The 23787-nt window shown below is 43.0% G+C and carries 22 protein-coding genes and 1 pseudogene; 9 read left to right on the top strand and 14 right to left on the bottom strand.

The features are described 5' to 3' along the window. Positions 1 to 610 precede the first annotated feature (610 nt). Entirely contained in the window at positions 611 to 787 is a 177-nt protein-coding gene (locus AC1DXF_RS02150; protein WP_477445644.1) for a hypothetical protein, read from the top strand. 295 nt (positions 788 to 1082) lie between these two features. On the opposite strand, the gene AC1DXF_RS02145 is transcribed toward AC1DXF_RS02150, so the two are convergent. Both AC1DXF_RS02145 and AC1DXF_RS02140 read right to left on the bottom strand, forming a co-directional pair. Then, a complete protein-coding gene (locus tag AC1DXF_RS02145) occupies positions 1083 to 1574 on the bottom strand; it encodes a DEAD/DEAH box helicase (RefSeq protein WP_477446070.1) in 492 nt (163 codons plus the stop codon). 63 nt (positions 1575 to 1637) lie between these two features. Beyond that, positions 1638 to 2225 (bottom strand): annotated as a pseudogene (locus tag AC1DXF_RS02140) (DEAD/DEAH box helicase); the annotation flags it as partial. Between the two features lie 942 nt (positions 2226 to 3167). On the opposite strand from AC1DXF_RS02140, the gene AC1DXF_RS02135 reads away from it, so the two are divergent. Beyond that, positions 3168 to 4745: an alpha-amylase family glycosyl hydrolase gene (locus AC1DXF_RS02135; RefSeq protein ID WP_477445642.1), complete on the top strand. Its 1578-nt coding sequence runs from the start codon at positions 3168 to 3170 to the stop codon at positions 4743 to 4745. Positions 4746 to 4997: 252 nt separating this feature from the next. Next, positions 4998 to 5459, top strand: coding sequence for a MaoC family dehydratase (locus AC1DXF_RS02130; protein WP_477445640.1), 462 nt, complete (start codon positions 4998 to 5000; stop codon positions 5457 to 5459). A gap of 201 nt (positions 5460 to 5660) precedes the next feature. Here the strand turns inward: AC1DXF_RS02130 and AC1DXF_RS02125 are convergent, their stop codons facing one another. From AC1DXF_RS02125 to AC1DXF_RS02100, 6 genes are all read right to left on the bottom strand, one after another. Continuing rightward, complete coding sequence (locus AC1DXF_RS02125) at positions 5661 to 6146, bottom strand: cupin domain-containing protein (protein WP_477445639.1); 486 nt, start codon at positions 6144 to 6146, stop codon at positions 5661 to 5663. Between the two features lie 22 nt (positions 6147 to 6168). Then, the gene (locus tag AC1DXF_RS02120; RefSeq protein ID WP_477445637.1) at positions 6169 to 6324 is read right to left on the bottom strand and encodes a hypothetical protein; all 156 of its coding nucleotides are present in this window, start codon (positions 6322 to 6324) and stop codon (positions 6169 to 6171) included. Between the two features lie 64 nt (positions 6325 to 6388). Further along, positions 6389 to 8968, bottom strand: coding sequence for a DUF4132 domain-containing protein (locus AC1DXF_RS02115; RefSeq protein WP_477445635.1), 2580 nt, complete (start codon positions 8966 to 8968; stop codon positions 6389 to 6391). A gap of 2 nt (positions 8969 to 8970) precedes the next feature. Then, on the bottom strand, positions 8971 to 9369 hold the full coding sequence (locus tag AC1DXF_RS02110) for a hypothetical protein (RefSeq protein WP_477445633.1): 399 nt from the start codon (positions 9367 to 9369) through the stop codon (positions 8971 to 8973). A gap of 123 nt (positions 9370 to 9492) precedes the next feature. Then, the gene (locus AC1DXF_RS02105; RefSeq protein ID WP_477445631.1) at positions 9493 to 10203 is read right to left on the bottom strand and encodes a LytR/AlgR family response regulator transcription factor; all 711 of its coding nucleotides are present in this window, start codon (positions 10201 to 10203) and stop codon (positions 9493 to 9495) included. Next, the gene (locus tag AC1DXF_RS02100) at positions 10200 to 11219 is read right to left on the bottom strand and encodes a sensor histidine kinase (protein ID WP_477445629.1); all 1020 of its coding nucleotides are present in this window, start codon (positions 11217 to 11219) and stop codon (positions 10200 to 10202) included. Before AC1DXF_RS02100 ends, AC1DXF_RS02105 begins: the two co-directional genes overlap by 4 nt. A gap of 217 nt (positions 11220 to 11436) precedes the next feature. Between AC1DXF_RS02100 and AC1DXF_RS02095 the strand changes: the two genes are divergently transcribed. Then, positions 11437 to 12546, top strand: a complete 1110-nt coding sequence (locus AC1DXF_RS02095; protein WP_477445627.1) for a DUF2911 domain-containing protein — start codon at positions 11437 to 11439, stop codon at positions 12544 to 12546. Between the two features lie 447 nt (positions 12547 to 12993). Here AC1DXF_RS02095 and AC1DXF_RS02090 read toward each other — a convergent pair whose 3' ends face one another. The 4 genes from AC1DXF_RS02090 to AC1DXF_RS02075 all read right to left on the bottom strand — a co-directional run bounded on the left by AC1DXF_RS02090 (position 12994) and on the right by AC1DXF_RS02075 (position 17247). Beyond that, entirely contained in the window at positions 12994 to 13227 is a 234-nt protein-coding gene (locus AC1DXF_RS02090) for a hypothetical protein (RefSeq protein ID WP_477445625.1), read from the bottom strand. 279 nt (positions 13228 to 13506) lie between these two features. Next, positions 13507 to 14259: a hypothetical protein gene (locus tag AC1DXF_RS02085; RefSeq protein WP_477445623.1), complete on the bottom strand. Its 753-nt coding sequence runs from the start codon at positions 14257 to 14259 to the stop codon at positions 13507 to 13509. 461 nt (positions 14260 to 14720) lie between these two features. Next, positions 14721 to 15434, bottom strand: coding sequence for a DUF4397 domain-containing protein (locus tag AC1DXF_RS02080; RefSeq protein ID WP_477445621.1), 714 nt, complete (start codon positions 15432 to 15434; stop codon positions 14721 to 14723). Between the two features lie 154 nt (positions 15435 to 15588). Then, complete coding sequence (locus AC1DXF_RS02075) at positions 15589 to 17247, bottom strand: glutamine--tRNA ligase/YqeY domain fusion protein (protein WP_477445619.1); 1659 nt, start codon at positions 17245 to 17247, stop codon at positions 15589 to 15591. Positions 17248 to 17489: 242 nt separating this feature from the next. Between AC1DXF_RS02075 and AC1DXF_RS02070 the strand changes: the two genes are divergently transcribed. After that, positions 17490 to 17849, top strand: coding sequence for a TM2 domain-containing protein (locus AC1DXF_RS02070; protein WP_477445617.1), 360 nt, complete (start codon positions 17490 to 17492; stop codon positions 17847 to 17849). A gap of 67 nt (positions 17850 to 17916) precedes the next feature. On the opposite strand, the gene AC1DXF_RS02065 is transcribed toward AC1DXF_RS02070, so the two are convergent. Beyond that, positions 17917 to 19743, bottom strand: a complete 1827-nt coding sequence (locus tag AC1DXF_RS02065; RefSeq protein ID WP_477445615.1) for an IPT/TIG domain-containing protein — start codon at positions 19741 to 19743, stop codon at positions 17917 to 17919. A gap of 138 nt (positions 19744 to 19881) precedes the next feature. On the opposite strand from AC1DXF_RS02065, the gene AC1DXF_RS02060 reads away from it, so the two are divergent. From AC1DXF_RS02060 to AC1DXF_RS02045, 4 genes are all read left to right on the top strand, one after another. After that, the gene (locus AC1DXF_RS02060; protein ID WP_477445613.1) at positions 19882 to 20979 is read left to right on the top strand and encodes a Nif3-like dinuclear metal center hexameric protein; all 1098 of its coding nucleotides are present in this window, start codon (positions 19882 to 19884) and stop codon (positions 20977 to 20979) included. Further along, positions 20979 to 21722, top strand: coding sequence for a zinc ribbon domain-containing protein (locus AC1DXF_RS02055; protein ID WP_477445611.1), 744 nt, complete (start codon positions 20979 to 20981; stop codon positions 21720 to 21722). Before AC1DXF_RS02060 ends, AC1DXF_RS02055 begins: the two co-directional genes overlap by 1 nt. 115 nt (positions 21723 to 21837) lie before the next feature. Beyond that, positions 21838 to 22311 (top strand): hypothetical protein, encoded by a 474-nt coding sequence (locus AC1DXF_RS02050; protein ID WP_477445609.1) that lies wholly within the window; start codon positions 21838 to 21840, stop codon positions 22309 to 22311. A gap of 4 nt (positions 22312 to 22315) precedes the next feature. Next, positions 22316 to 22690, top strand: coding sequence for a ribosomal maturation YjgA family protein (locus AC1DXF_RS02045; RefSeq protein WP_477445607.1), 375 nt, complete (start codon positions 22316 to 22318; stop codon positions 22688 to 22690). Between the two features lies 1 nt (position 22691). Here AC1DXF_RS02045 and AC1DXF_RS02040 read toward each other — a convergent pair whose 3' ends face one another. After that, on the bottom strand, positions 22692 to 23762 hold the full coding sequence (locus AC1DXF_RS02040) for a PA0069 family radical SAM protein (protein WP_477445605.1): 1071 nt from the start codon (positions 23760 to 23762) through the stop codon (positions 22692 to 22694). Between the last annotated feature and the right edge of the window lie 25 nt (positions 23763 to 23787).

Below are 23787 nucleotides of genomic sequence, written 5' to 3'. Positions count from 1 at the left end.
GCACGGCGGCATAAATAATTTGTTGTTGTGCCAATTAACTACCTTAAGGCCTTCGCCGTTTTAGACGTGAAGATAATTTTATCATCGGTTGCAGTTTATCCGGACTTGTATTGGGCAAAATATGGAATTTAATTTGAAACGGAATCCTGTCATCAAATCTAAAGTCCGGAAAATCTAATGACAAGTGTACCAAACCCCGACACGAATGCCTCTTAGCAGATCGTAAAGTTTTTATACAAGATTATGCAGGATAGGATTGTAGATAAAGAATTAACAACAGGTTTCGCCCCCCTAAAGGTTTATTTATATATTAGTTTCATATTAAGCGCAACATGATTATACCAGAAATTATTCCCATAAACAGAATGGAAGATTACCACACCCACTACCTGGGGCAGGTTGATGACGGAAGACTTTTTGGGCATATGAAACATTTGTACTTTCTCAGCCGCGTGGTTCGTTTAACGATAATGACTGGCGCAAATACCGACATGAGTATGTAATTGTACATACCTTTGACGCAAAGGGCAACCACCTGGCTACCAAACATTGGTTTGCTGGTTCCACAGCCGAGTGCGATTGTGACCAGATAGCTCAAAAACTCGATACCATGGTTAATGAGCTTGGGAGGGTTGAATTTAAAGATATCTGTGTAAAACCATTTAAGACTGTAATTGAAAACATTGAATTTGGCCTTGTTGTGAATGAGGAAAACGAAAGCATTGATCTTGAGCCAAGTTCGACCATTTCTTTTCAGGAACCATGGGATGGCGAATATTACACGTAGTTAAAAATTAAATACATTTAACTTAATTGCCTTGCAATAGGGATAGGAGCGAATACCGGCCAATGTGGCTAAGGCTTGTGCAGTATAAGCGGAGAGCCCGGGCCGAAGGCATTGCCCTAATTTATCTTTTAGACGCAAAAACACAATCCTATCAATAAATTCATGAAAAAAATTTATGATTGGTACTCCAAATCCCTAAATGAATACCTGCGTAGCCGATTGTAAGGCTTTTATACAGGATCACAGGGATAGGATGTTAAACAAAAAGTTAAACTGATATCGGCCAAATTAAACCCTAACTAAATAAAAACGCTATATCTTCCTTGTTCAGTTTCTTCACAAATCCGCTGTCTTCATTGATGAGGTCATCGGCCAGGGTTTTCTTTTTTTGCTGTAGCAATAGTATTTTTTCCTCTACAGTGTCCTTACAGATCATTTTGTAGGCGAAAATTTTACGGGTTTGGCCAATGCGATGTGTGCGGTCGATAGCTTGCTGCTCAGTTGCCGGGTTCCACCACGGGTCAACTAAATAAACATAATCTGCAGCAGTAAGGTTAAGCCCTACACCGCCTGCCTTTAGCGAGATCAGGAACACCTTAATACTTTCATCCTCCTGGAAACGCTTTACCTCGTCTTTGCGCTTAGCGCCAGGGGTACTGCCATCCAGGTAACAATAAGGCAAGCCGGCCGCTTTAAGCTCTTTACTTATTAAATTCAGCATCTCGGTAAATTGCGAAAACACCAGTAGTTTATGGCCACCGGAATTTTCCTGGATCTCGCGCATCAGTTCTTCTGTTTTTACAGATTCATTATCCGGGTATGTTTCATCTTTTAATAAGGTCGGGTGATCGCAGATCTGGCGGAGCCGGAGCGGGCCTTCCAATACATATATGCCGGATTTGCCCATGCCTTCTTCATCAATTTTTTTGAGCAGCATGTTGCGGTAATAGTTCTTATACTCGTCGTACATAGCCCGTTGCGCTTTGCTCATGCTGCACCATAATATGGTTTCGGTTTTATCGGGCAAATCGGGTGCTACCTGCTCTTTGGTACGCCTCAGCATAAACGGATAAACCATACGGCGTAGTTGCTCGGCCTTTTGCTTATCGGCAAACTTATCTATAGGGCCTGCAAATTCACGTTTAAAGAACTCGCGGTTGCCTAAAAACCCGGGATTGATAAAATTAAACTGCGCAAATAAATCGTGCGTGTTGTTTTGCACAGGCGTACCGCTAAGTATTAATTTATTTTTGGCGCTCAGTATCTGCAGCGATTTGGTAACCTGTGCATCAGGGTTTTTAATGGCCTGGCTTTCGTCTAAGATGATATAGTGCCAGTTAAATTTCGATAGGTGTTCTACATCTATCCTTACCACGCCGTAGGTAGTTAAAACGATATCAAACTGCTCAAAGTGGCTATCGTCAAAGCTGCGCAGGTTGCCGTAATAAGTATGATATTTTAAAGTATTTCTGTGTCATGGTTGCATTCAACGACGTCGGATTTGGTTAAGTTGGTTATTTTTTCGCGCAAAGACGAATGACGCTAAGGGAAATAAGTCAATCCCTTTGCTTCTTACCGTTTTGTGAGGATTTACAAACATTCGCTTGAACGAAATCTACCACCCACCCGGCCTGGCTTTATTTATTGATTATAAGGATGTTATGAAATATAAATTTTCAAACCCCTCTTTCCGGCGAAGCCGAAGAGAGGGTGGCGGGCGCAGCCTCGCCGGGTGAGTCTTCGCCGCCACGCGATACGCATCGCCGCGCCTTCATTAAGAGCATAAAGCATTTATAAATCAAATTTAAACAGCTTTTAAGATATTTGAAAACGATCTCTCTGGTTGAATGTACGGTGGAAACCGGATTGACAAACAATCATAAAACCCCAAATACGAAGTAATGATGATATTGGCTTAATTCAAAATTCCCCCTAAAATAAAAGTCCCCTTGCACTCGCTGCTTGGGGACTTTAAACCTAAACCTTATCACTATTTGCAGGCAAGAACGCCCGCAAAGCATATTAACGTTTAAATTTTCAAAAATGGTATACGTACCCCGGTCTAATTGACATAAAAATGATAATTCTTAGCAGTTTAATTTTTAATAAATTAATTCTCAGTGGGTTACGTTTTTGCACATTTTATCAGCGCCAACTTTACAGGCGGTTATGGGTTACTACCGGGTAATTTCGACAAAAGGCGCGGGTCAAGCATGTATAAACCGGCTAATAATGGCCTATATTAGCCAACCAAAATATATAAACCCGCCGCCACGACCATAAATGCAATTTTTTAAGATAAGATGTGCTATTTTATATGCTATTTATTCATTGTATATTGGTACATGTTTCTGTTGTTTTACATGCCAGTTATAACACCATGAAAATAAAAATATTCGTCGCTTTTGCGGGCTTGCTGTGTCTCGCCTTATCCTCATTTGCGTCTCCGGGCAAACAAAAGGGCGATGACGACGAGATCATCTATCATATTTTTGAGCGCAGCTTTTTCGACAGCAATGGCGATAATCATGGCGACCTGAACGGCATCCGCCAAAAGCTGGATTATTTACAGGAGTTGGGGGTAACATCCATTTTATGCACACCGCTTTATGAATCCATTTATTATCACAATTACTTCGCTATCGATTTTAAAAAGATCGACCCCAGGTATGGCACACTTCAGGATTATTTGGCTTTGATAAAAGAACTGCACAAACGGGGCATGAAGTTTTATATGGATATGGAAACCCAGTATGTTACCGAAGATTCTGAATGGTGGAAGGAGGCCTTTGGTAACCCGAAATCGCCATATTCCGATTATATTTTGTGGGATGACAAAGAGAATAAAAAGCCATCGACTATAGTATACAACCTCACCGAACTAAAGGGCTATGATGGGGTAACTCATAAAATTACCACGGCCAATTTAAATAGCCAAAAATCAAAGGAATACAATTACCAGCTTTTTAGCTACTGGATGGACCCGAATAAGGATGGCAGGTTTGACGACGGCGTTGATGGTTTCCGTTTAGATCATATGATGGATAACCTGGATAACAAAGGAACATTGCCCCATTTGTTCGATACCTTCTGGAACCCGCTGTTAACCAAACTGCGGGCTATTAATCCTCAAATAAAAATTGTGGCCGAGCAGGCCAACTGGTTTGGTTTAGGATTGGATTACCTGCAAAAAGGAGGGGTCGACCGCGTGTTTGGCTTACGGCTGGCTTTTGCCATCCGCCTGTTCAGGAAAGATTTATTGATGGCCAACGTCGATTCGACCCTGGCCATGCTGCCGCCAGGCAAAGAACAGGTGGTTTTTGTTGAGAACCATGACGTACCGCGCTTTGCATCCGAAGTAAAAGGCAACCTGGCCAAGCTAAAAGTGGGCTGCGCCCTTAACCTGCTGATGGGCGGCGTGCCAGCCATTTATTACGGGCAGGAGTTGGGCATGACCGGCAGCAGCGCCAAATTTGGCGCTACCGATGCCAACGAAATTCCCGAACGGCAAGCCTTTGAATGGTATGCATCAGGCCAGGGCAAGGGAATGGCCTATTGGTATAAACAAACCGGCCCTTATAAAGACCAGTTTAACGATGATAAACCTAACGATGGCATATCGTTGGAAGAAGAACGGAAAGATCCCAACTCATTGTTTAATTACTACAAAGCGATGATCAGCCTGCGTAAATCAAACATGGCAATTACCAAAGGCAGCTATAAAACATTGATTAATAATAACGACCAGGTTTTTTCGTTCATCAGGCAGTTTGGAGATAAGGCGGTAATTGTGGTAGTTAATTTATCTGATAAAGAGCAGGCCGCAACCGTAGACGCGCCTTATGCCGAAGGTAAAAAGACAGGGGAATTTATAGGGAAAGATATTGCCAAAGCTATTGATGGAAAGATGCCTGTAACCCTCCCGGCATATGGTATTTCGGCCTGGACAGTGGAGTAGTGTTCAAATCCCCAAAAACGCTAAGTCGTTCATAGTCAATGTAAATGGTGTTCCGTCGCTCAAAAATGAAAATCGCTAAAGTGCTGACTGTCAGCACAAATAGTGTTCCAGGGCGCTCCGCATGTTCCAGTGTTCCGGTGGAACGCTAATAACGTTGTTTTTAAAAACGATTGCCCTTACAGGAGATATGAAAACCAGGATTGTTAAATTTTTGTAACTTCGCCAACTTTTAATCCAATAAACTGACCATCAATGTTAACCATCAATAACTTCGCGGAATTTGAAGCGCAAATAGGGAACGAGCTTGGCGTTTCGTCATGGTACAAAATTACCCAGGAACAAATCAACAAATTTGCCGATGCTACATTAGACCACCAATGGATCCACACCGATCCGGAAAGGGCCAAAACCGAAAGCCAGTTTGGTACAACTATAGCCCATGGCTACCTTACCTTATCGCTTGTGCCTTATTTATGGAAGGAAATTGTGAAGGTTGAAAACCTGAAGATGGAGATTAACTACGGCATTGAAAACTTCCGCTTTGGGCAGGCCGTACTGGTTGATTCGGAAGTGCGGTTAAAAGTAAAGCTTGGCGGCCTGTTAAACCTGCGCGGCCCCATTAAAGCCACCATGATAACCACGCTGGAAATTAAAGATCAAAAGAAACCGGCCTTTACCGGCGAGATAGTTTTTGTTTACCACTTTAACGCATAAATTAAGTTGATTTGTGTGGCAGCGTTTAAGTCATCCAAATAAATAGATTACCACCCTGCTTGGTAAAATCTGGCGAACTTCTGAACGGAAAATGACATTCAAAAATAAAAAGTGTCATGGGTAGGAACGAAGCATCTATTCGCGAACTTTTCTATCGATCATGCATTGCTGATACATCCTTCGTGTCTCACCCTGTCACCTCTAACGGCAAAGCCTAGCTATCAGGGCCGCATACTGTGGATAGCCCTGGCATAGCGCGTCCTTTTCGCCCATTTCAAATTCGCTAAAATCAAATCCCGGTGCAACGGCGCAACTTGCCAGGCAAAACCCATGTTTGGATGGGATTTCGGCCGCGAACCATAAACCGGCCGGGATCACTACAGATAGGTTGCCGGTTTCAAGGTCAGAAAGTTCGATGCTTTGGAGTAGCCCCGCGTTGTCAGGTACATGGATCTGTAATGGCGATCCCTTATGAAAATACCAGATCTCGTCGGACTTTAGCCTGTGGAAACCCGAATAATCATTTCCCTCCAACAGGTAATAAATAGACGTGATGGCCTGTTTTAACTTGGAGTTGTTTGTAGCAGTTACACCAATTTTCGAACGAAAAACTTCTTTATAAAAACCGCCCTCGGGATGGGGTTGCAGGTTTAGTTTATTGATCCAGTATGCGGCGTTATTTTCCATAGTACTACCTATTGTTTTGGCACTAAATATCAGAAAAAACCGCCATATCTTCCAGTGTTCCAAAACCGCCATGCATCACCAGCAATACCCGCTTACCGCTGGTGCCTGCCACTTCGTAGCATATCCGGGCGTCGCCAATAGCAAGGTATTGGCCTGATTGATGATCAAATGCTTTCATGTATTTTTTAACAACAGTTTTTAAGGATGGTTTGTAATGATAAACGTGAAGCCTTGATAACTTCTTACCGGTGTTCAATTTGACGGGTAATGGTATCGTCTTTAATTTTATCATCATCGGCCAGTAAAAAAGCTTTGCTGATAATAACCGAAAGGCCATTATCGCCCTCGAAGGGTAAAAATACATTTTCGGTTATGTTTTTTTGAGTACGGTCCGGCACTATACACAGGTACTGATCATTAGGTTCCATCAAAATATTGGTACTGCCCAGGTGTATTTTATACGTTCTTTTCTTCCCGGTAACCACCAGGAATTTGTCTTTAATTTCGGCTACTTTAGCTATTTTTAAGCGTGGTAACAGGCGCGTTAAAATCTCCTTCCGGTTTTTGGCCACCTCGGTCAAATCGCCAAAGGAGTAAGCCTGCCAATAATCTCGATAGGCGGGTAAACCGCCATTATCGCGCCAGTTAGGGTCATTGCCTACGCTGGCGACACCAACAAACAGGTCGACATCGCGCATCACCTCAGAAAATATCACAACAGGAATGTCAATTAAAACAACAGGTTCGCTTGTTTGGGTTGATGTAAATCTTACCTGGTCTGTGGCTACGTAATTAAAAATTCCCATGCCACTCACCGCATTTTCGCCATCAACAGCGTTGGTCCAATATTCGGCTACAAGGTTAAAAGCAGGTAATTTGATACTTGCGGTTCCATTGGCACCATTATCAAACTGGCCTTGTATGGTATATTGCCAGCCGCGCACGCTTGCCAGCGAGCTAAATTGATGTTGCTTAAGTAAATGGCCTGCCATGCGGTTGCTGTAGGTGCGCGTATTAATTTCGGCATCGGTAAGCAGGTAAATTTCCCTAAAAGCTTGTTTAATTGGCTGCTGAATTTGTTTCTCCATCAAAAAAGCCCGCCACGCCCTCACGTTATTAACGGTTGATGTTGCAGGGTGCCATAGCATCACGCTTTTTACATCTGCCACATCCAGTACTTGTTGCTGCTGGTTTATCCAGTTTCCGTCAATCCAATAAGCGTCAGTCAGGCCAGCGGTGGTTTCAAACGTCCAGATCAGTTTGCGGCATAAATAGGCCACAAGGCCATGGTTAAAGTAATAGGTTTCAAAATGCGCCCATGACATTTTGCGGCCCTGTTTAAAACTTCCGTCGAGCCTGTCGCGCTGGATGCTTAAATTAGTTTCAACCTGTTTGGCTGTAAGCTTTAATTCCTTTAACTCCTCCGCGTGTTTTTCTTTAACAGCCGATGGCTCAGTTTTCTGGATGGTACCGTCGGTCTTTTGCCAGCTGATATTTACTTTACCAACCTTTTCTATTTTTAATATGGCCTTAAATCCGCCTATGTCAAACGTTCGCTGGTCATTGGCCAATTCAAAATCATCAACGGCCAGGTCTTCTATATCGCCCACCGGGATGCCCCTTTCTTCGGCGGCTTGCTGCAGGTATTTTTCAATTAGGCTTAAAGTGCTGTTCAGTTTTATGCGGATCTTAAGCCGCGATAGGTGCCCTATTCCCTCCAGTCCCTCTGTTTTATACAAGGCAAACAAACACGCGTTGCCAATGGATGTAGATGTTTGCCCGTGGCCCGGAATTTTACGGTAGGCCCTGTTGGCCAGCAGCGCTATGCGGTTAATTAGCTGGGTGTCATTTAAACGGGCGCAAATCCATACCAGGCCCTTAAAGCATTCGGTGGCAGGCGCCGATATCCATTCATACGTGATATAGTTATAGGGCTGCACGCGTATTTCCCGCTCTTTAAGATTGATTAAATGATCCAGCCAGGGCATAAATGTTTGTTTAAACTTATCCAAACCAAGCTGGTCAATAATGGCTTTGCCCTCATCAATATATTTTTTGGATGGTTTGGCACCACCAGCTCTTTTACCCATTGCAAAAAGCTGGTACCACAGCGCTTTTTCATTGGTGGGTAATAAAGCGACAGCCCTGTTTACTATGGCTGGAAAATCATCGTCGCCAGGGAAAAGAACCGGCTGTGCCGTTTCGCTGTTTTCGGGCGGGGATAATATTAGGTTAATTTGTTCTTTAAGCTTTGAGGCTTCTATCTCTGTACAAAAGTCTTTTTCTTTATCCAGTTTGCGAAGCAATACCATGAGCACTGTATGTAGTTTTTTGGGTAAAGGCCCTCCCTCGAATTTTTTTTGAAGCTGGTTTAATATGCTCTTTAACGGAACTTTTACGAAGCCATTCTTTTTGCTGTATAAGATAGCGGTGTTGATCATGAGCTCAAAGTCATCATCGTCCATATCAATCCTGGTTTTAAACAAGTGGCCTAAAAACGCGCGGCAGATATCTAACTTTTGATACTTGCTATCGCCCATCGAGTAGCTGGAGTGGTTGTTGTAAAAGCTATGTATCTTTTTAACCATGTAAATGATAAAAGAAACTTTTTGCTTGCCGGTAAGTTGCAGAACGTTATTGTTAAAAGTTGCCGATTCTGTTGCTTTAAAACTCCACCACCATTTGCTTTCGCCAAATTCATCCCAGGTGGCATCAATAAGGTGGTCAAAAAGCTTCCGGTCGGGTTTATCTTCCACCGGCGCGGGGTTTGCCGAAGGCTTATCTTTAGCCAAAAGCTGTTTCAGGAAATCGGCTATGCCCATGATCAGCCTCCTACAAGTGGTGTTAGTTTTACAAAGCTAACCGTACTGTCTTTAGTAACTATCACCTCCTCATCCAGCAATTCGGCCTGTTTGTTATCAATCAGTACAAAAAAGCCGTTTTTTTGAAAAGCATCAAGCGCGGTATAAAGCTGTTTCTCGGCATCTACTTTTTTTGCCGGTTTTACCTTGAACCCGTTTAAAGCAATTTCGGCATCATTAGGCTGAACCAGGCCTTTAAAAACCAGGGGCATGCGTTTATTGTAATCTTCAACCTCGGCATAAACCCGGGCCTCAATAATATCTTTAACGGTTAACCGCTCTGCAGATACGGCTATGCTTATCTCGTTCAGGATCTTTCCGCCAAAAGTTTCGTCGGTTATTTTAAGGCTTATGGTGCTCATTTCGGGTTGTTTTTTAAACAATTGAATTTATGCGTTTCGATTTGGAATCCAATGATATATTTTAATTATTTGATGAATTAAGTAGAAGCTAAAAGCAGAATGTGCAAAGCCTAAAGGCGCACTTTAAAATATCCGCTGCTGTATCACCCCCATAAAGGCATCTTTAAATTTCTCGCTGATGGGGATTTGTTTGCCGGCTATGTAAATGTGGTTGTCCATTATTTTGTTAAGCTGGCGGGTGTTTACAATATAGGAGTTGTGCACGCGTACAAATGGCGGCGAAAGCTGCTCGTCGATATCTTTTATGCGGCGGTATATAAGCAGCTGTTCGGTACTGGTTACCAGGCGCACGTACTCCTTTTGCCCTTCAAAATATTGAATATCATCCAGTAAAATCTTGCGCAGTTCCTTGCCCGATTTTACAAAAAAGTATTCGTTGCCTACTGCCGGCATCATTTTTTCGTTGGTTTGTGTTTTTGTAAAATAAGCTTCAATTTTTAATTGGGCGGCCAAAAAACGTTCAAGCGTTATGGGCTTCAATAAATAGTCGATGGTTTGGAAGGTATAACTTTCGGCAGCGTACTGCGAGTAGGCGGTGGTAAAAACAATTTTGGTATCTTTTGATAGCAGGCCGGCCAGCTCCATACCGGTAAGTTGAGGCATGTTGATATCCAGGAAAATAAAATCGGCCTTTTGTTCCTTTAAAAAGGCCATGGCTTCCAGTGCATCGTAGCATTTGGCCAGCAGCGCCCATTTGGTATACTGGCCAACCATCATTTCCAGCAGCTTAACCGCGTTTGGTTCATCGTCGATAATTATGCAGCTTAAATTCATGCTAATGGAATTTTTAAAAAGGCTGTAAACATTTCTTCGCTATCGCTAATGGTCAGCTCAAACTTATCGCCATAAAGCAGCGCAAGCCGTTTACGCAAATTTTGGATCCCGAAGCCGCCTGCGGCATCCGCTGATTTTTGATTAAAAATACGGTTTTTGGTTTCAAACGTCAGGTAACGGTTCTGTTGCACCAGCGCCAGTTCAATTTTATTGTCGATACTGGCTTTATCAATGCCGTGCTTAAAAATATTCTCAACAAAGGTCATGAGTAGCATAGGCGGTATTTGCAGGTGCGGGCTGCAATCCTGTATAAAATTGATGTCTATTTCGTGCCTGATCCTGATTTTTTCCAGCGCGATGTAATTCTCCAAAAACTGGATCTCGGTATTGACGGATACTTCGTCTTTTGGGCTTTCATCCACAAAATAGCGCATAATGTTGGATAGCTGCTCTACCAGTTTGGCGGTGCGTGGCGAATCGACATAAGCCTCGTAATAAATATTATTGAGGGTATTGAACAGGAAATGCGGCTGCACCTGCGATTTAAGCAGGTTTAACTCGGCCTGGCTTTTTTGCACCAGTATTTTTTCTGATTGTTGCTTAATTTCGAAATAAGCCAGCGCTATCCTGAAAATAAAGCTGAGCAGATAGGTCATGAACCCGGCCACCACAAAATTAAGTATCATGCTAAAAGTCATTTTTTCGGGGCGGCTGGCAAAAAACGTATTGTACGAGTACATGATTAAATAGCCACGCGCCACGCCGCCGATAACCAGTAACAGCACCACATAAATTACATACTGTACCCGGCGGCCTTTTTCATAAAAACGGGGGTACAAAAATTTAATGTTGCCGTAAATAACCAGCAGGTAAAAAGCCATGCTGATGATAGTAAAAACGCTGGCATGTTTAAAGCCATCAACCGGCAGTATCGAAAAAAAGATGATAAAAAACACCGCTATCCATATCACCCATTGCAGGCGTGTAAGCGTGGGCATGTTTTTAATGAAATTCATTTTTAAATGTACAAAGCTTTTTGCTTCGGGCAGATGGTTTTCAACCAAAAGGGCCGATTATTCAACCGTTATAAGCTTGGCCGGTATTACTGCCATTGAGATTATTGGCACAAGCATTAAAAATAATGCGGCAAGGGTTGAAATCATTTCCCCTTGTTGTTAATAAAACCAAGCTTTATTCATTCAATTTTTCAACCACACCTTTAAAGCTTTTACAATGAAAAAATTACTGATTGCCGCCCTGGTGGCGGTTATTTCCCAGCTCGGTTTTGCCAGGCTTGCCCAGGCGCAGCTTACATCAACACCAAGCGGTGGTAATAAAAAAGCGTCTGTTACCGAAATGATAGGCATTACCGATGTAACCATTAACTACAGCCGCCCACATGTGAACAAGCGAGACGGACATATTTGGGGCGAACTTGTTTACAACGGTTATGCCGACCTGGGTTTTGGCACATCAAAAGCGGCGCCATGGCGGGCCGGGGCCAACGAAAATACCACCATCGAATTTTCTACCGATGTAAAAGTTGAAGGCCAGCCCTTGGCCGCCGGTAAGTATGGCTTTTTTATTGCCTACGGCGCTGACGAAAGCACCTTGATTTTTTCAAAAAACGCCACTTCGTGGGGCAGCTTTTTTTATAACCCTGCCGAGGATGCCTTGCGCGTAAAAGTGAAACCAGTGCCTGCAGCCAATAGTGAAGAATGGCTTAAATATGAATTTACCGGCCAAACCGCTACCAGTGCCGTAGTACAATTGCAATGGGAAAAAATGATTATTCCGTTTAAAATTGATGTAGACCTGCCTGCTACTCAACTTGCCATATTCAGGAAAGAGCTACGCACCGATAAGGGATTTAGCTGGCAAAGCTGGGAACAGGCAGCTGCATTTTGCGCTCAAAACAAAACCAACCTGGAAGAAGGCCTGCTATGGGCCGATACCGCAACCAGCGTAAACTTTGGCGGTAACCAGGTTTTCCAGGCCTGGAAAACAAAAGCCAGCATTCTTGAAGCTTTAGGCCGTGGCGCCGAGGCCACAGCTACCGTTAAAAAAGCATTGCCCTACGCCAATATGAACGAGCTTTACTTTTATGGTAAAAGCCTGATAGCCGAGAAAAAAGGCGAAGAGGCCCTGGAAGTATTTAAGCTGGATTACCAAAAACACCCCGACGATTTTTTAACCAATACCGGCATGGCCCGCGGATACATGGCCGTTGGCGATAACAAAAAGGCCCTGCCCTATGCCCTTAAAGCCCAAAAACAGGTAGTTGGCAAAATAAATAAAGATACTATTGATAAAATGGTAGCAACTTTGCAGGCGGCGAAGTAGGTTGTCAGAATCAGAATTTTCAGGATTTGAGAATTGGCAGAATGTATTGTAAATGGTATTCCTGAATTTGCGGAAATGTTTTTACTCAGCCGATTCCTAAATCTGAACAGGTAAAGTCCCCTTATATAAAATGCGAAAGCCCGGATGATATTGCCGGGTTTTCTGGCTTATAATTTTGTCTGTGGTCAGCCTGTTATCACCGCACCACTTTCGGTTGACTTACGGAAGCCCATGTGTTATATTGAGTTTGCAATTAAACTACAACTTTGGCTGGTGCGGTGATAACACCGACCAGAAGCTAAAACGCCATGCTAAGTAATAAATATGCAAATCCCGGATTTTCGTTTCATCCGGGATTTTGTATTTTTAAACGGAGTAAAAGAGTAATACAAGAGCATTGCGGTTAACAACAAGCATTGTTGATTGTCCTAAAGGCATGGCGTATACTTAGCATATGGGCGCACAAGCCAGGAGGCTTGCGGCAGCGGGGCAGCCGGGGGAAAAAATCGCTTGCGGTAGCATGGTGCTTTGGCTGGTGCGGTGATAACACCGACCAGAAGCTAAATAGTTGATATCTGCCAGCGTTTTCAGGTTTCCATCCATGGCATAGCCAATGTTCACCTGGGCTCCATATTTGTCTTTTACCTTGCGCCATTTAAAGAGATTTCTGATTATCCTCATAATTTATCTGTTCTTGACTTCGTAATTGATCATTTGAAAATGAATTGTGATTGACCGATTATATATAAAATTACATTTTTTTTGTTTTTTTTCAGCCTGTCATCGATGTTATCCTGTGCTTCCGATGTGATTCAGCGTGTGATCGGATGTCATCACCGCACCACTTTCGGTTGGCTCACGTAAGCCCCTGTATTATATTGAGTTTGCAACTGAAGCATATTTAAACTACAAACTTTGGCGGGCGCCGTGATAATGCCAGCCAGAAGCTTACATTACCCTTTATGGATGTTTCATTATCAGTTCATGGAAGTTGAGCCATTTGCGCCAGGCCCATTGTATTTGTTGCGCTTTTTTGGTAGCGCTGTCTTCCACGTTCTCAAACAACTGTACAAAAACCACGTCGTTGGCCAATTCTTTTATTATAAAGGCGCCCTTAAAGCTCAACAATCTTTCTTTTGGCACCAAATGATAAAACTCTTCCCCAAACCACATTTTCCAGCACGCCAACAATTCGGTACTGCTTATCATGTCGCTTCTGCCGGGGTTACCTGATGTATCAAATACTTTTTTCCCAAAATCGTCTCTTGTATAAGGCAGGCCTTTTGAAAGAGATAGCGGTATCCTGTTTACTAAATAATGAGTTTCAGATACTTCAGATTGTTGTGTTTCGTATTTATGATCATAAAGGTAAGCGCATGAAAAACCCTTTCTTGCAATTATATTCTCTACTTCGTCATTTGAAGGGTTAAAAACATCCTTGTGCTGAGCAATAGAAAAATGTTGGTACGGCTTTTTCACGGCTTGTACATGGGTTGTCATAAATGAATTTTCATCAAATGAAATAAAAAAAAACGTTTCACTTGAGCTGAGGCCTTCAATTACTTTTTTGTGTGTTTTTTCGTCCCAATCCGTCACATTTTGTTTACAGGCAAACCTTTCCGGCCTATAGTGTAAGTATTTATTTATCATCCTGATATGAAATTTCCCGTCCAGCGAAAACTCCTTAAAATTCAGGGACAATTCTATGAGCATTTTATTTTTGTCTGTTTGACTATGGCGCCTAAATTGAATAGGGTGCTTGTATAACATTAACCACCTATATACCAAGTCTTCCTTTAGTTTATACCAATATGCTTTCAAATTATTCATTAGTGAAAAATCCTTAAAATTCAGCAATAATCCTACTGTCATTTTATTTTAATGATTAGGGTATTTTTTTAGCCTGATAACACCAACCAGAAACTAAAAAATGGTATTCCTGAGTTTATGGGCATGTTTTTATCCTGCTAATTCTCAAATTCTGATTCAGATAAATGAGTATCGCCTCCTTATATAAAAACGCGAAGCCCGGATGAAAACTAACATCCAGGCTTTGGCATGATGTGGGTATAGGTTAGGAACAAGTTTTGAGCGTTGAGTTCTAAGTCGAATTATATTTTTTTTGACTTAGGACCCAAGACTTTTTGGCTAAAGACATATCTGTTAACATGCTATTAATAATAATATACATTCTCCTGCGCATGAGCGGTCAGCTTTTTTGAATCGGTAGCTGCCGAGAGGCCCTGCACCCATATGGTGTTGAGCGTTTTGTTTTTGATTTGTACATCGGTTAGGGTATACAACACCGTAGCTGTACCGGCCTTATGGATTTCGAAGGTGTAGGTATTGCCGCCGGTAACGGTAACAAAAGGGCTGTATTGTTTGTAGCTTTTTGCCGAAGCCAGGGTAGCGCCCGCTTTAACGACCAGGTCAAGCGCCTGGTTATCGGGGCTCAGGTTAACAAAGCGTACGCCAGCCTTACCTTCGGCAGGCATACCTACCGAATCGGGAATGACAAGGATGCCGGGTGTGCTTACCACGTTGGCCAGAAATACCGAGTAAAGTTTATCGGCCTTGAAAGTCGCGGTATCGCTGATAATTTTTTGATTGCTGGCCCCTACGTAAAATGTAATGGTGCGCTTGCCGGTGTAGGCGTTAATATAATCGAGGCTCTCGCCGCTCTTGATGAAAAAATTATTGGCCCGGTTTTGGTCAAGAAAAAAATCAACCGGTTGGGCATCGGGCGAAGCGTTGATTGCCGAAACCAAAGCTACTTTAGGCGCGATGTATTGGTGGTTATCGTCGTCTTTAAGACAAGATGTTAAAGAAACCGCAAGCAAACATATCATCCCGATCATGCCTGCCCTTTGTGTAAAAATTTGCTTCATAGTAATGGTTAGTAAATATATATAAAACCATTACGGATGTTTTTTTGCAAACGCTACAACAGGGTGTACATTTGAAATGTAAGATTGAGGTAAAAGCGAAAAGTACGCCCTCCCTTTAACCTTTCGCCTTTAACCTTTCACCTCAACCTTTTTCCTATTTCTTCACCCATCCATCCTTCAAGGTTACTGTTCTGTTAAAGATCAGCTTATCGTTGGTTGAATATTTATCCAGCGTAAAATATCCTTTGCGCATGAACTGTACCGGAGTGCCGGGGATGGCATTGGCCAGGTCGGGTTCGATGTAGGCGGTTGGGATAATATGCAGGCTGTTTGGGTTGATGTAATCCTTAAAGTCGCCCTCTTCGCTTTGTGGGTCTTCTACCTGGAAAAGGCGGTCGTACAGCCTTACTTCGGCGGTTTTGGCGTGTGGTATGCTCACCCAGTGGATAGTGCCCTTTACGTTGATGCCACTGGTATCGTTACCCGATTTCGATTCGGGCAGGTAGCTGCAATGAATTTCGGTTACGTTGCCATCGGCATCCTTCACAAAGTCGTCGCAACGGATGATGTAGGCGTTTTTAAGCCTCACCATAAGCCCAACACCCAGGCGGAAGAATTTTTTAGGCGGCACTTCCATAAAGTCCTCACGCTCTATCCAAAGTTCGCGGCTAAACGGAAACTCGCGGCTGCCGTCGCCATCTTCGGCTTCGGGATTGTTTTCGCCGTGCATGGTCTCCACCTCACCTTCGGGATAGTTGGTTAGGATGCATTTTATAGGGTCGAGCACGGCCATGCGGCGCCATGCGGTTTTGTTAAGGTCTTCGCGGATACAAAATTCCAACAGGCCAACATCTATCATGTTCTCGCGTTTGGCTACACCAATACGTTCGCAAAACTCGCGGATGCTGGCAGGTGTGTATCCCCTGCGGCGCAAGCCGCTGATAGTAGGCATGCGCGGGTCGTCCCAGCCGTCAACATGATTTTCAACCACCAGTTGCAGCAGCTTGCGCTTGCTCATAACGGTATAGTTGAGGTTAAGGCGGGCAAATTCGTATTGTTTAGACGGGAAGATCCCCAATTGCTCAATAAACCAATCGTACAGCGCGCGGTGTGGTATAAACTCCAGGGTGCAGATAGAATGCGTAATCTTTTCAATCGCATCTGATTGGCCGTGGGCAAAATCATACATCGGATATATACACCAGGCATCGCCGGTACGATGATGGTGGGCATGTTTAATGCGGTACATCAATGGGTCGCGCAGGTGCATGTTGGGTGCAGCCAGGTCAACCTTGGCACGCAGTACTTTAGCGCCATCGGGGTATTTGCCGGCTTTCATATCGGCAAACAACTCTAAATTTTCCTCAACAGAGCGGCTGCGGTACTGGTTGGGTACGCCGGGCTCGGTAGGGGTGCCTTTTTGTATGGCAATTTCTTCGGCGGTGCTATCGTCAACATAAGCCAGGTTGGCTTTAATAAGCGTTACCGCAAACTCATATAGCTGGTCGAAATAATCGGAAGCGTACAGTTCTTCCGCCCATTCAAAGCCGAGCCATTTAACATCTTCTTTAATACTGTCCACGTATTCCACATCCTCTTTAACGGGGTTGGTATCATCAAAACGCAGGTTGGTTTTGCCGTTGTATTTTTGGGCCAATCCAAAGTTTAGGCAAATAGATTTGGCGTGGCCAATATGCAGGTAACCATTGGGCTCGGGCGGGAAACGGGTTAGTACGCGACCGCCGTGCTTGCCGCTGGCTATATCTTCTTCAACAATTTCTTCTATAAAGTTCAGTGATCTTTCTTCGCTCATGAGGGCAAAAATAATAAAAAAAAGCCCCCTCCGTCCCCTAAAGGGGGAACTTAAATAAAATACGAATGGAAGGAAATATCGAATAATGAATTTAGAATATCCAATGCCGTTTTTTTCCTTATTTATTCGACATTGAATATTCAGTGTTCGATATTAAATCAGCCCCAGATTAGAACAGCCCATTGTTTTTAGCAGAAAAATATTAAATTTGGAAAACCACTAACATCAAACCGACACAAAACATGAACATGCAGGGCAACTACATGACCTTTCAGGATATGACTCCCGAAGAAATGGCCTTTTTACAGCAAGCTACCGCCAATCTTACAGAAAGTCAGGTAAAATATTTTTATATGGTTTACTCCAGTAAAAGAAAGAATGCACAGGAAATACTCATATTTACGCTGCTTGGTTTTATAGTGGTTGCAGGAGTACAGCGTTTTGCTTTGGGACAAATAGGAATGGGTTTGCTTTACCTTTTTACCGGTGGATTTTGCCTGATAGGAACAATTGTAGACCTGGTGAACAATAAATCGCTTGTATTAAAGTATAATAAAGAAATGGCTTATGATAGCCACCGGATGGCGTTGATGACGCTGTAACCCTTTCTATACTAAATACTGTTGCCAGTATTTTTCAATTGATGTTACTCCTTGAAAAATTCAGCCCTCAAAGTATTGTTATCGTGACTTTTCGTATCCTGCTTGAAGCTTTATCCGCGATATAAATGTACTTGCCCGAAGCATCCACAGCTATAGCGTATGGATCAAAAAAGGTAGCAAAATCACCGCTTCCGTCAACTTCGAAATTTGGCGATGACCTGGAGTTGCGCGTAAGTGTTGATACAACACCCTCTTTGGTAATAATTCGGATTCGCCAGCTGCCGGCGTCGATAACGTAAACATTACCAGCAGCATCTACCGCAACTCCCTCAGGCCCATCAAAAGACGCATTTTTTGCATTGCCATTATCTGAGCCTTCTGTACCATTACCTGCAAATGTACTTACTAAACCTTGAGGAGTAATTTTCCGTACTACGTTATTGATGGCATCACCTACGTACACATTCCCTGTACGGTCGGTCGCAAGGCCATTGATTCCATTAAATGACGCGCTTATGCCCAATCCATCTTTATACCCTGGTGAGTCACCACCTGCAAATGCTGCTGCTTTTTTATCGGGCGTTATTTTTAGAATCAAGGTTGGCGGAGATCCGGGTACCGCTTCGGCCGGTGCAGAAAAATAAACATTTCCCTTAATATCGACCGTTACACCAACAGGCGAATATACTCCTGTGTATATTGTAGATACGGTTGCATCAGGCGTTATTTTCCTTATACTTTTGTTAAATGAATCTGCAACATAAATGTTTCCGTAGGTATCAGCAGCAATATTTTGGGGCGAAAAAAATGCGGCGGCGGCTCCTTTGCCATCGCGGAAAGATCGGGAGCCACCAGCAAATGTGCTGAGCAATCCATCGACATTTATTACCTTTATATTGTCTTGCTCTGTGTTGCTTACAAAAACATTTCCTAAACTATCGATAGCGATACCGCGAGGAGCCTTCAAAAAAGCGGTAGGATTACCCATTGCATCTACACCTGCTATAGTAGTTACAAATGCTTGCCTGGATAATAAGTAACTAAACATTGGCCCTTTCACCGTTACTCCGTTAACTACTATCTTTACCAATCCTGAACCTGCAGATCGGGGTACGGCAAACAAAATCTCGTTATCAGTGACGCTTAGCACATCTGCATATTTTTCGTTAACGTATACTTTTACAGCACGGATGTCAGTCCCAAAGTTAACTCCGACAATTTTTATTCCAGAATTATAGGCCCCGCTATATTCACTCAGCTTTGTTATAACAGGCACACCGCGTATGGTAAACGATGGCCCGATGGCGGTAACACCATTTACAATGACAGTAAGGTTACCAGTGGTTGCACCTACCGGCACGGTTACCGTTAAGCTGGTTGATATTGCAGTGCTCACAATACTTGCTTTACCATTAAAATAAACGTGGTTATTTCCTGGTATTGCACTAAACCCCGTGCCAGTAATAACTACCGATGCCCCGACTGACCCTTCGTTGATACTTAAAGTAGCTATAGTTAAAATCGCTTTAGGCAATATATATTTAAATATCGGGCCGGTTGCTGTAAATCCATTAACAATTACTGAAATCGGCCCCGTGCCGGCATCTTGAGGAACTTTTGCAACAAGCTTGGTTGCTGTGGCACTTATTATTTCGGCCGGGTGATTATTGAACTTAACTATATTATCGGCTATCTTGTTTTGGAAGTTTTCGCCTGTGATGGTTATTGGAGTATTATAAGTGCCCGAATCGATATTAACGGCTTTTATTACCGGGTTGGTAATTTGGGGGATATCTGGATCCGAAGTCTTTTTGGAGCATGATGTAATTCCGATACTTATAAAAACTCCAACCAAAAGATAAATAGCGGTTATATTAGAAAAGCACTTTGTCATTAATTATAGTTATAGCGGGATATTTTTCTAAAATAGATAAATAAATTCATATCGCCCCAAAATAGGTGTTAGCAATCTAACTTTTGAAAATAGACCCTTTAACCAAGATTATTTTAATAAATTAGCATATCAATTTATATGAAACTATCCGCTCTAACCACCTATCTTGAAAGCCTTGCGCCGCTGGTTTACCAGGAAGATTATGACAACGCTGGCCTTATTGTAGGCAACCCCGATCAGGAAATATCCCAGGCGCTGCTTTCATTAGATTGCACCGAAGCCGTTGTTGATGAAGCCATTGCCACCGGCTGCCAGGTAATTATATCCCATCATCCCATAGTTTTCAGGGGGCTAAAAAAATTCAACAGCAAAACTTATGTGGAGCGCGTGGTAGAAAAAGCTATTCGCAAGGGCATAGCCCTGTACGCCATTCATACCAACCTTGATAATGTGATGCATGGGGTTAACAGTCGTATCTGCGATACTCTTGGCCTTAAAAACTGCCGGATACTGTTGCCCAAGCATAACCTGATCAAGAAGCTGGTTACTTTTGTACCCCACAGCCATGCCGATGCCGTGCGCGAGGCTTTGTTTGCAGCCGGGGCCGGTAATATTGGCAACTATAGTGAGGTAAGCTTTAATGCCGAAGGGACCGGAACATTTAAAGGGAACGAACTAACCGTACCTCATGTAGGCGAACCGGGCAAGCGTCACCGCGAAAGCGAAGTTTGTATTCAAACCGTTTATCCCGCCAACCTGGAAAGTAAAATAATAATGGCGCTGATATTGGCCCACCCGTACGAAGAAGTTGCTTATGACCTGTATAGCTTAACCAATCAAAACCAGCAGGTGGGATCGGGCATGATTGGCGAATTGGAAGTGCCGGTTAACCAGGAATCGTTCCTGTTTCATGTAAAAGATAAAATGCGCACGCATGTGATAAGACATACCGCTTTTACTCATAAACCTATCAAAAAAGTGGCTGTTTGCGGAGGCTCGGGGGGCTTTTTGCTGAAGCATGCCATAGCCGCCGGGGCCGACATTTTCATCACCTCCGACTACAAGTATCACGAGTTTTTTGACGCCGAAGGAAAGATAGTGATTGCCGATATCGGACACTTTGAGAGTGAACAATTTACGGTGCAATTATTGTATGAAATAATTAGAAAAAAATTCCCTATCTTTGCCGTCCGTTTAACAGAAGTAAATACAAACCCCGTCAAATATTTTATTTAATGGAACAAACCGTAGAACAGAAGCTTAAAGCTTTATACGAACTCCAAACCATCCACACCAAAATTGACAGAATACGCCAGGTACGTGGCGAACTGCCAATGGAAGTTGCCGATCTGGAAGATGATGTTGCAGGCCTTGAAACCCGCATACAGAAAATCAAATATGAGCTGGATGATGTAGAGGATGAGATTGTAACCCGCAAAAACCTGATCAAAGATGCTCAGGCCAATATCAAAAAATACGAAGGGCAGCTTAACGAAGTTAAGAACAACCGCGAGTATGACGCCATATCAAAAGAAATTGAGATACAGGGATTAGACATACAGGTGAGCGAAAAGAAAATAAGGGAATACGGCTTTGAGATAGCATCAAAAACCCAGGTTTATGAAAAAGCCCTTGCTGATCTTGAAGCGCGTAAAAACGACTTAGAGGCCAAAAAAGACGAATTAGGCGTTATTACTGCTGAAACAGAAAAAGAAGAAAACGATCTGGTAGCCCAGGCCGAAAAAGCTATTCCAACCATCGACGAACGTTTATTAACGGCTTATACCCGTTTGCGTCAAAATGCAAAAAATGGCTTAGCTGTAGTAACCATTCAGCGCGATTCATGCTCTGGTTGTTTTAACCAGATCCCGCCTCAACGCCAGTCTGATATCCGTCAGCGCAAAAAGATCATCGTTTGCGAGCATTGCGGCCGTATCCTGGTTGATGAGCAAATGGCTTTAGAAGCCGAAACTGTATAAGCAACCACTTATAAAATTAATATAAAAGGCATCTTCAGGATGCCTTTTTTGTTGGCGGTTTTCTCTGCTATTAAATCATCGGCTTGCTATCTTTACGGTATTAGTAAATTTCAATATGACTATCCCTCTTACCTTTCGATCTGTTCTTGCAGTAAGTTTTTTCCTAAGCTTTATGTTTGTGGTGCTGATGTGGCGAAACGCTAAGAAGAAGGAAGATTATGACCACCTTAGGGGTAAAATAACATATCTTAATCAAAAGCTTGGCAACCTTCCTTATAGAGATGTTGGCTTGTACCGTTATCTTACAATAGATAATTACCAATATCCCTTTGAAATTTATACAGATGAGCAAAGTGCCCGGGTGGATAGTTTGAAAACGGGAGATATGGTCGATGTGTATTTTTATCAAACAGGTGATACAGAAAAGATTCATTTAAATAGATTTCTGCAATTTATCGACAAGGATGATAAACCTTATTTTAAACGGGGAAACCTAATAATTGGCCTTGGCATTGCTTCTATAGCCATGCTAATAGCGCTCTGCGTAGCGTGTTATGTTTTTTATAAACGGGGAAAAATGGCTTATTGAAATTATGCGAAGATCAAGACTCCTTTATTTTACACTCATCATAGCTACCATAATTACAGGCCTGCTTTCCCGCCATTTTAAAAGCGTGCCGCTGTTTATTGGCGATATTCTTTGGGCTACAATGGTCTACTTTATCATTCGCTTCTTGTTTATTAACAGGCCTGAGAGGGTCGTAGTTATAGCCGGTTTATTGTTTTGCTTCGCGATAGAGTTTAGCCAGCTTTATAAAGCACCGTGGATTAACGATTTAAGGCACACGCTATTGGGCGGGCTTGTTTTAGGCCAGGGCTTTCTATGGAGCGATTTATTGTGTTATATTGCAGGTGTAGGGATAGGCGGTGCTTTAGACTTTTACGTGCTAAAAAAAGATCCAAAGTAGTTCAAAACATGCTCGTTTGCTTCCCTTTCATCGGTACAAACAAGCTATAATCATACTCCGGCATTTCCCGTCCATCCAAAAAACGGTTACAGGCCATTCTGAACATCTGGTGGATAGATTCGGCTACCTTTCCCTCGCCGCTCATGCGCCTGCCAAAGTCGCTGTCGTTCAGATTGCCGTCGTGGCATGAGCGGATCATGTTCAAAACCTTTTCTGCCCGGTTAGGGAAGGCCTTATGGATCCAGTCGCTAAATATTTCGGCGATACTGCCATTAAGCCTCACTATAGTAAACCCGGCTGCCAATGCTCCCCTATCGGCAGCGGCCTTAATAATATTTGGCACCTCGTTACTGTTTAAGCCCGGGATAATTGGCGCGGCCATTACCCGCACCGGGATACCCTTTTCTGACAGTTTTTGAACCACGGCCAGCCGTCCTGTAGCGGTTACCGTTCTTGGCTCCAGTTTTTGGCGCAGCTGCTCATTAAGGGAGGTGATAGATACGTTTACATGTACCAGGTTCATGGCCGCCAGTTCGGTTAAAATATCAAGGTCGCGCAGTACCAGGTTGTTTTTGGTGATGATGGCTACCGGGTTTTTATATTTCAGGAAAACCTCCAGCAACCGCCTTGTAATTTGCAAATCACGTTCAATAGGTTGGTAACAATCGGTATTGCCCGATAGCAGGATGCATACCGGCTTGTAATTTTTTTTGTTAAAATATTGCTCAAGCAGCTCAGGGGCATTACGTTTTACAATAATCTTGCGTTCAAAATCAAGGCCGGCGCTAAAGCCGTAGTATTCGTGTGTATTGCGCGCATAGCAGTAAATACAACCATGTTCGCAGCCCTGGTAAGGGTTTATCGAATACATGTGGCTTAAATCGGGGCTATTTGATTCGCTTACAATCTTTTTTGGGGTTTCTTCAAAAAGCTGTGTGGCACTATTTTCAAGCAGTGGCTCGTCAAGCCCCTCAATATGTTCGGCTACATATTTGTTTTTTAAAAATTTGTTGTGGGTATTAACCTGTGCCCCTCTGCCCTTAAAAAAATCGGGGTTATCCTCATGCGCCATAAGGCAAATTTGCTAATTAATTTAG

The sequence above is a fragment of the Mucilaginibacter sp. P2_A5 genome (genome assembly GCF_056404995.1).
The sequence above is the reverse complement of the archived record's forward strand: the minus strand, read 5'-3'. Positions and strand labels throughout refer to the sequence as shown.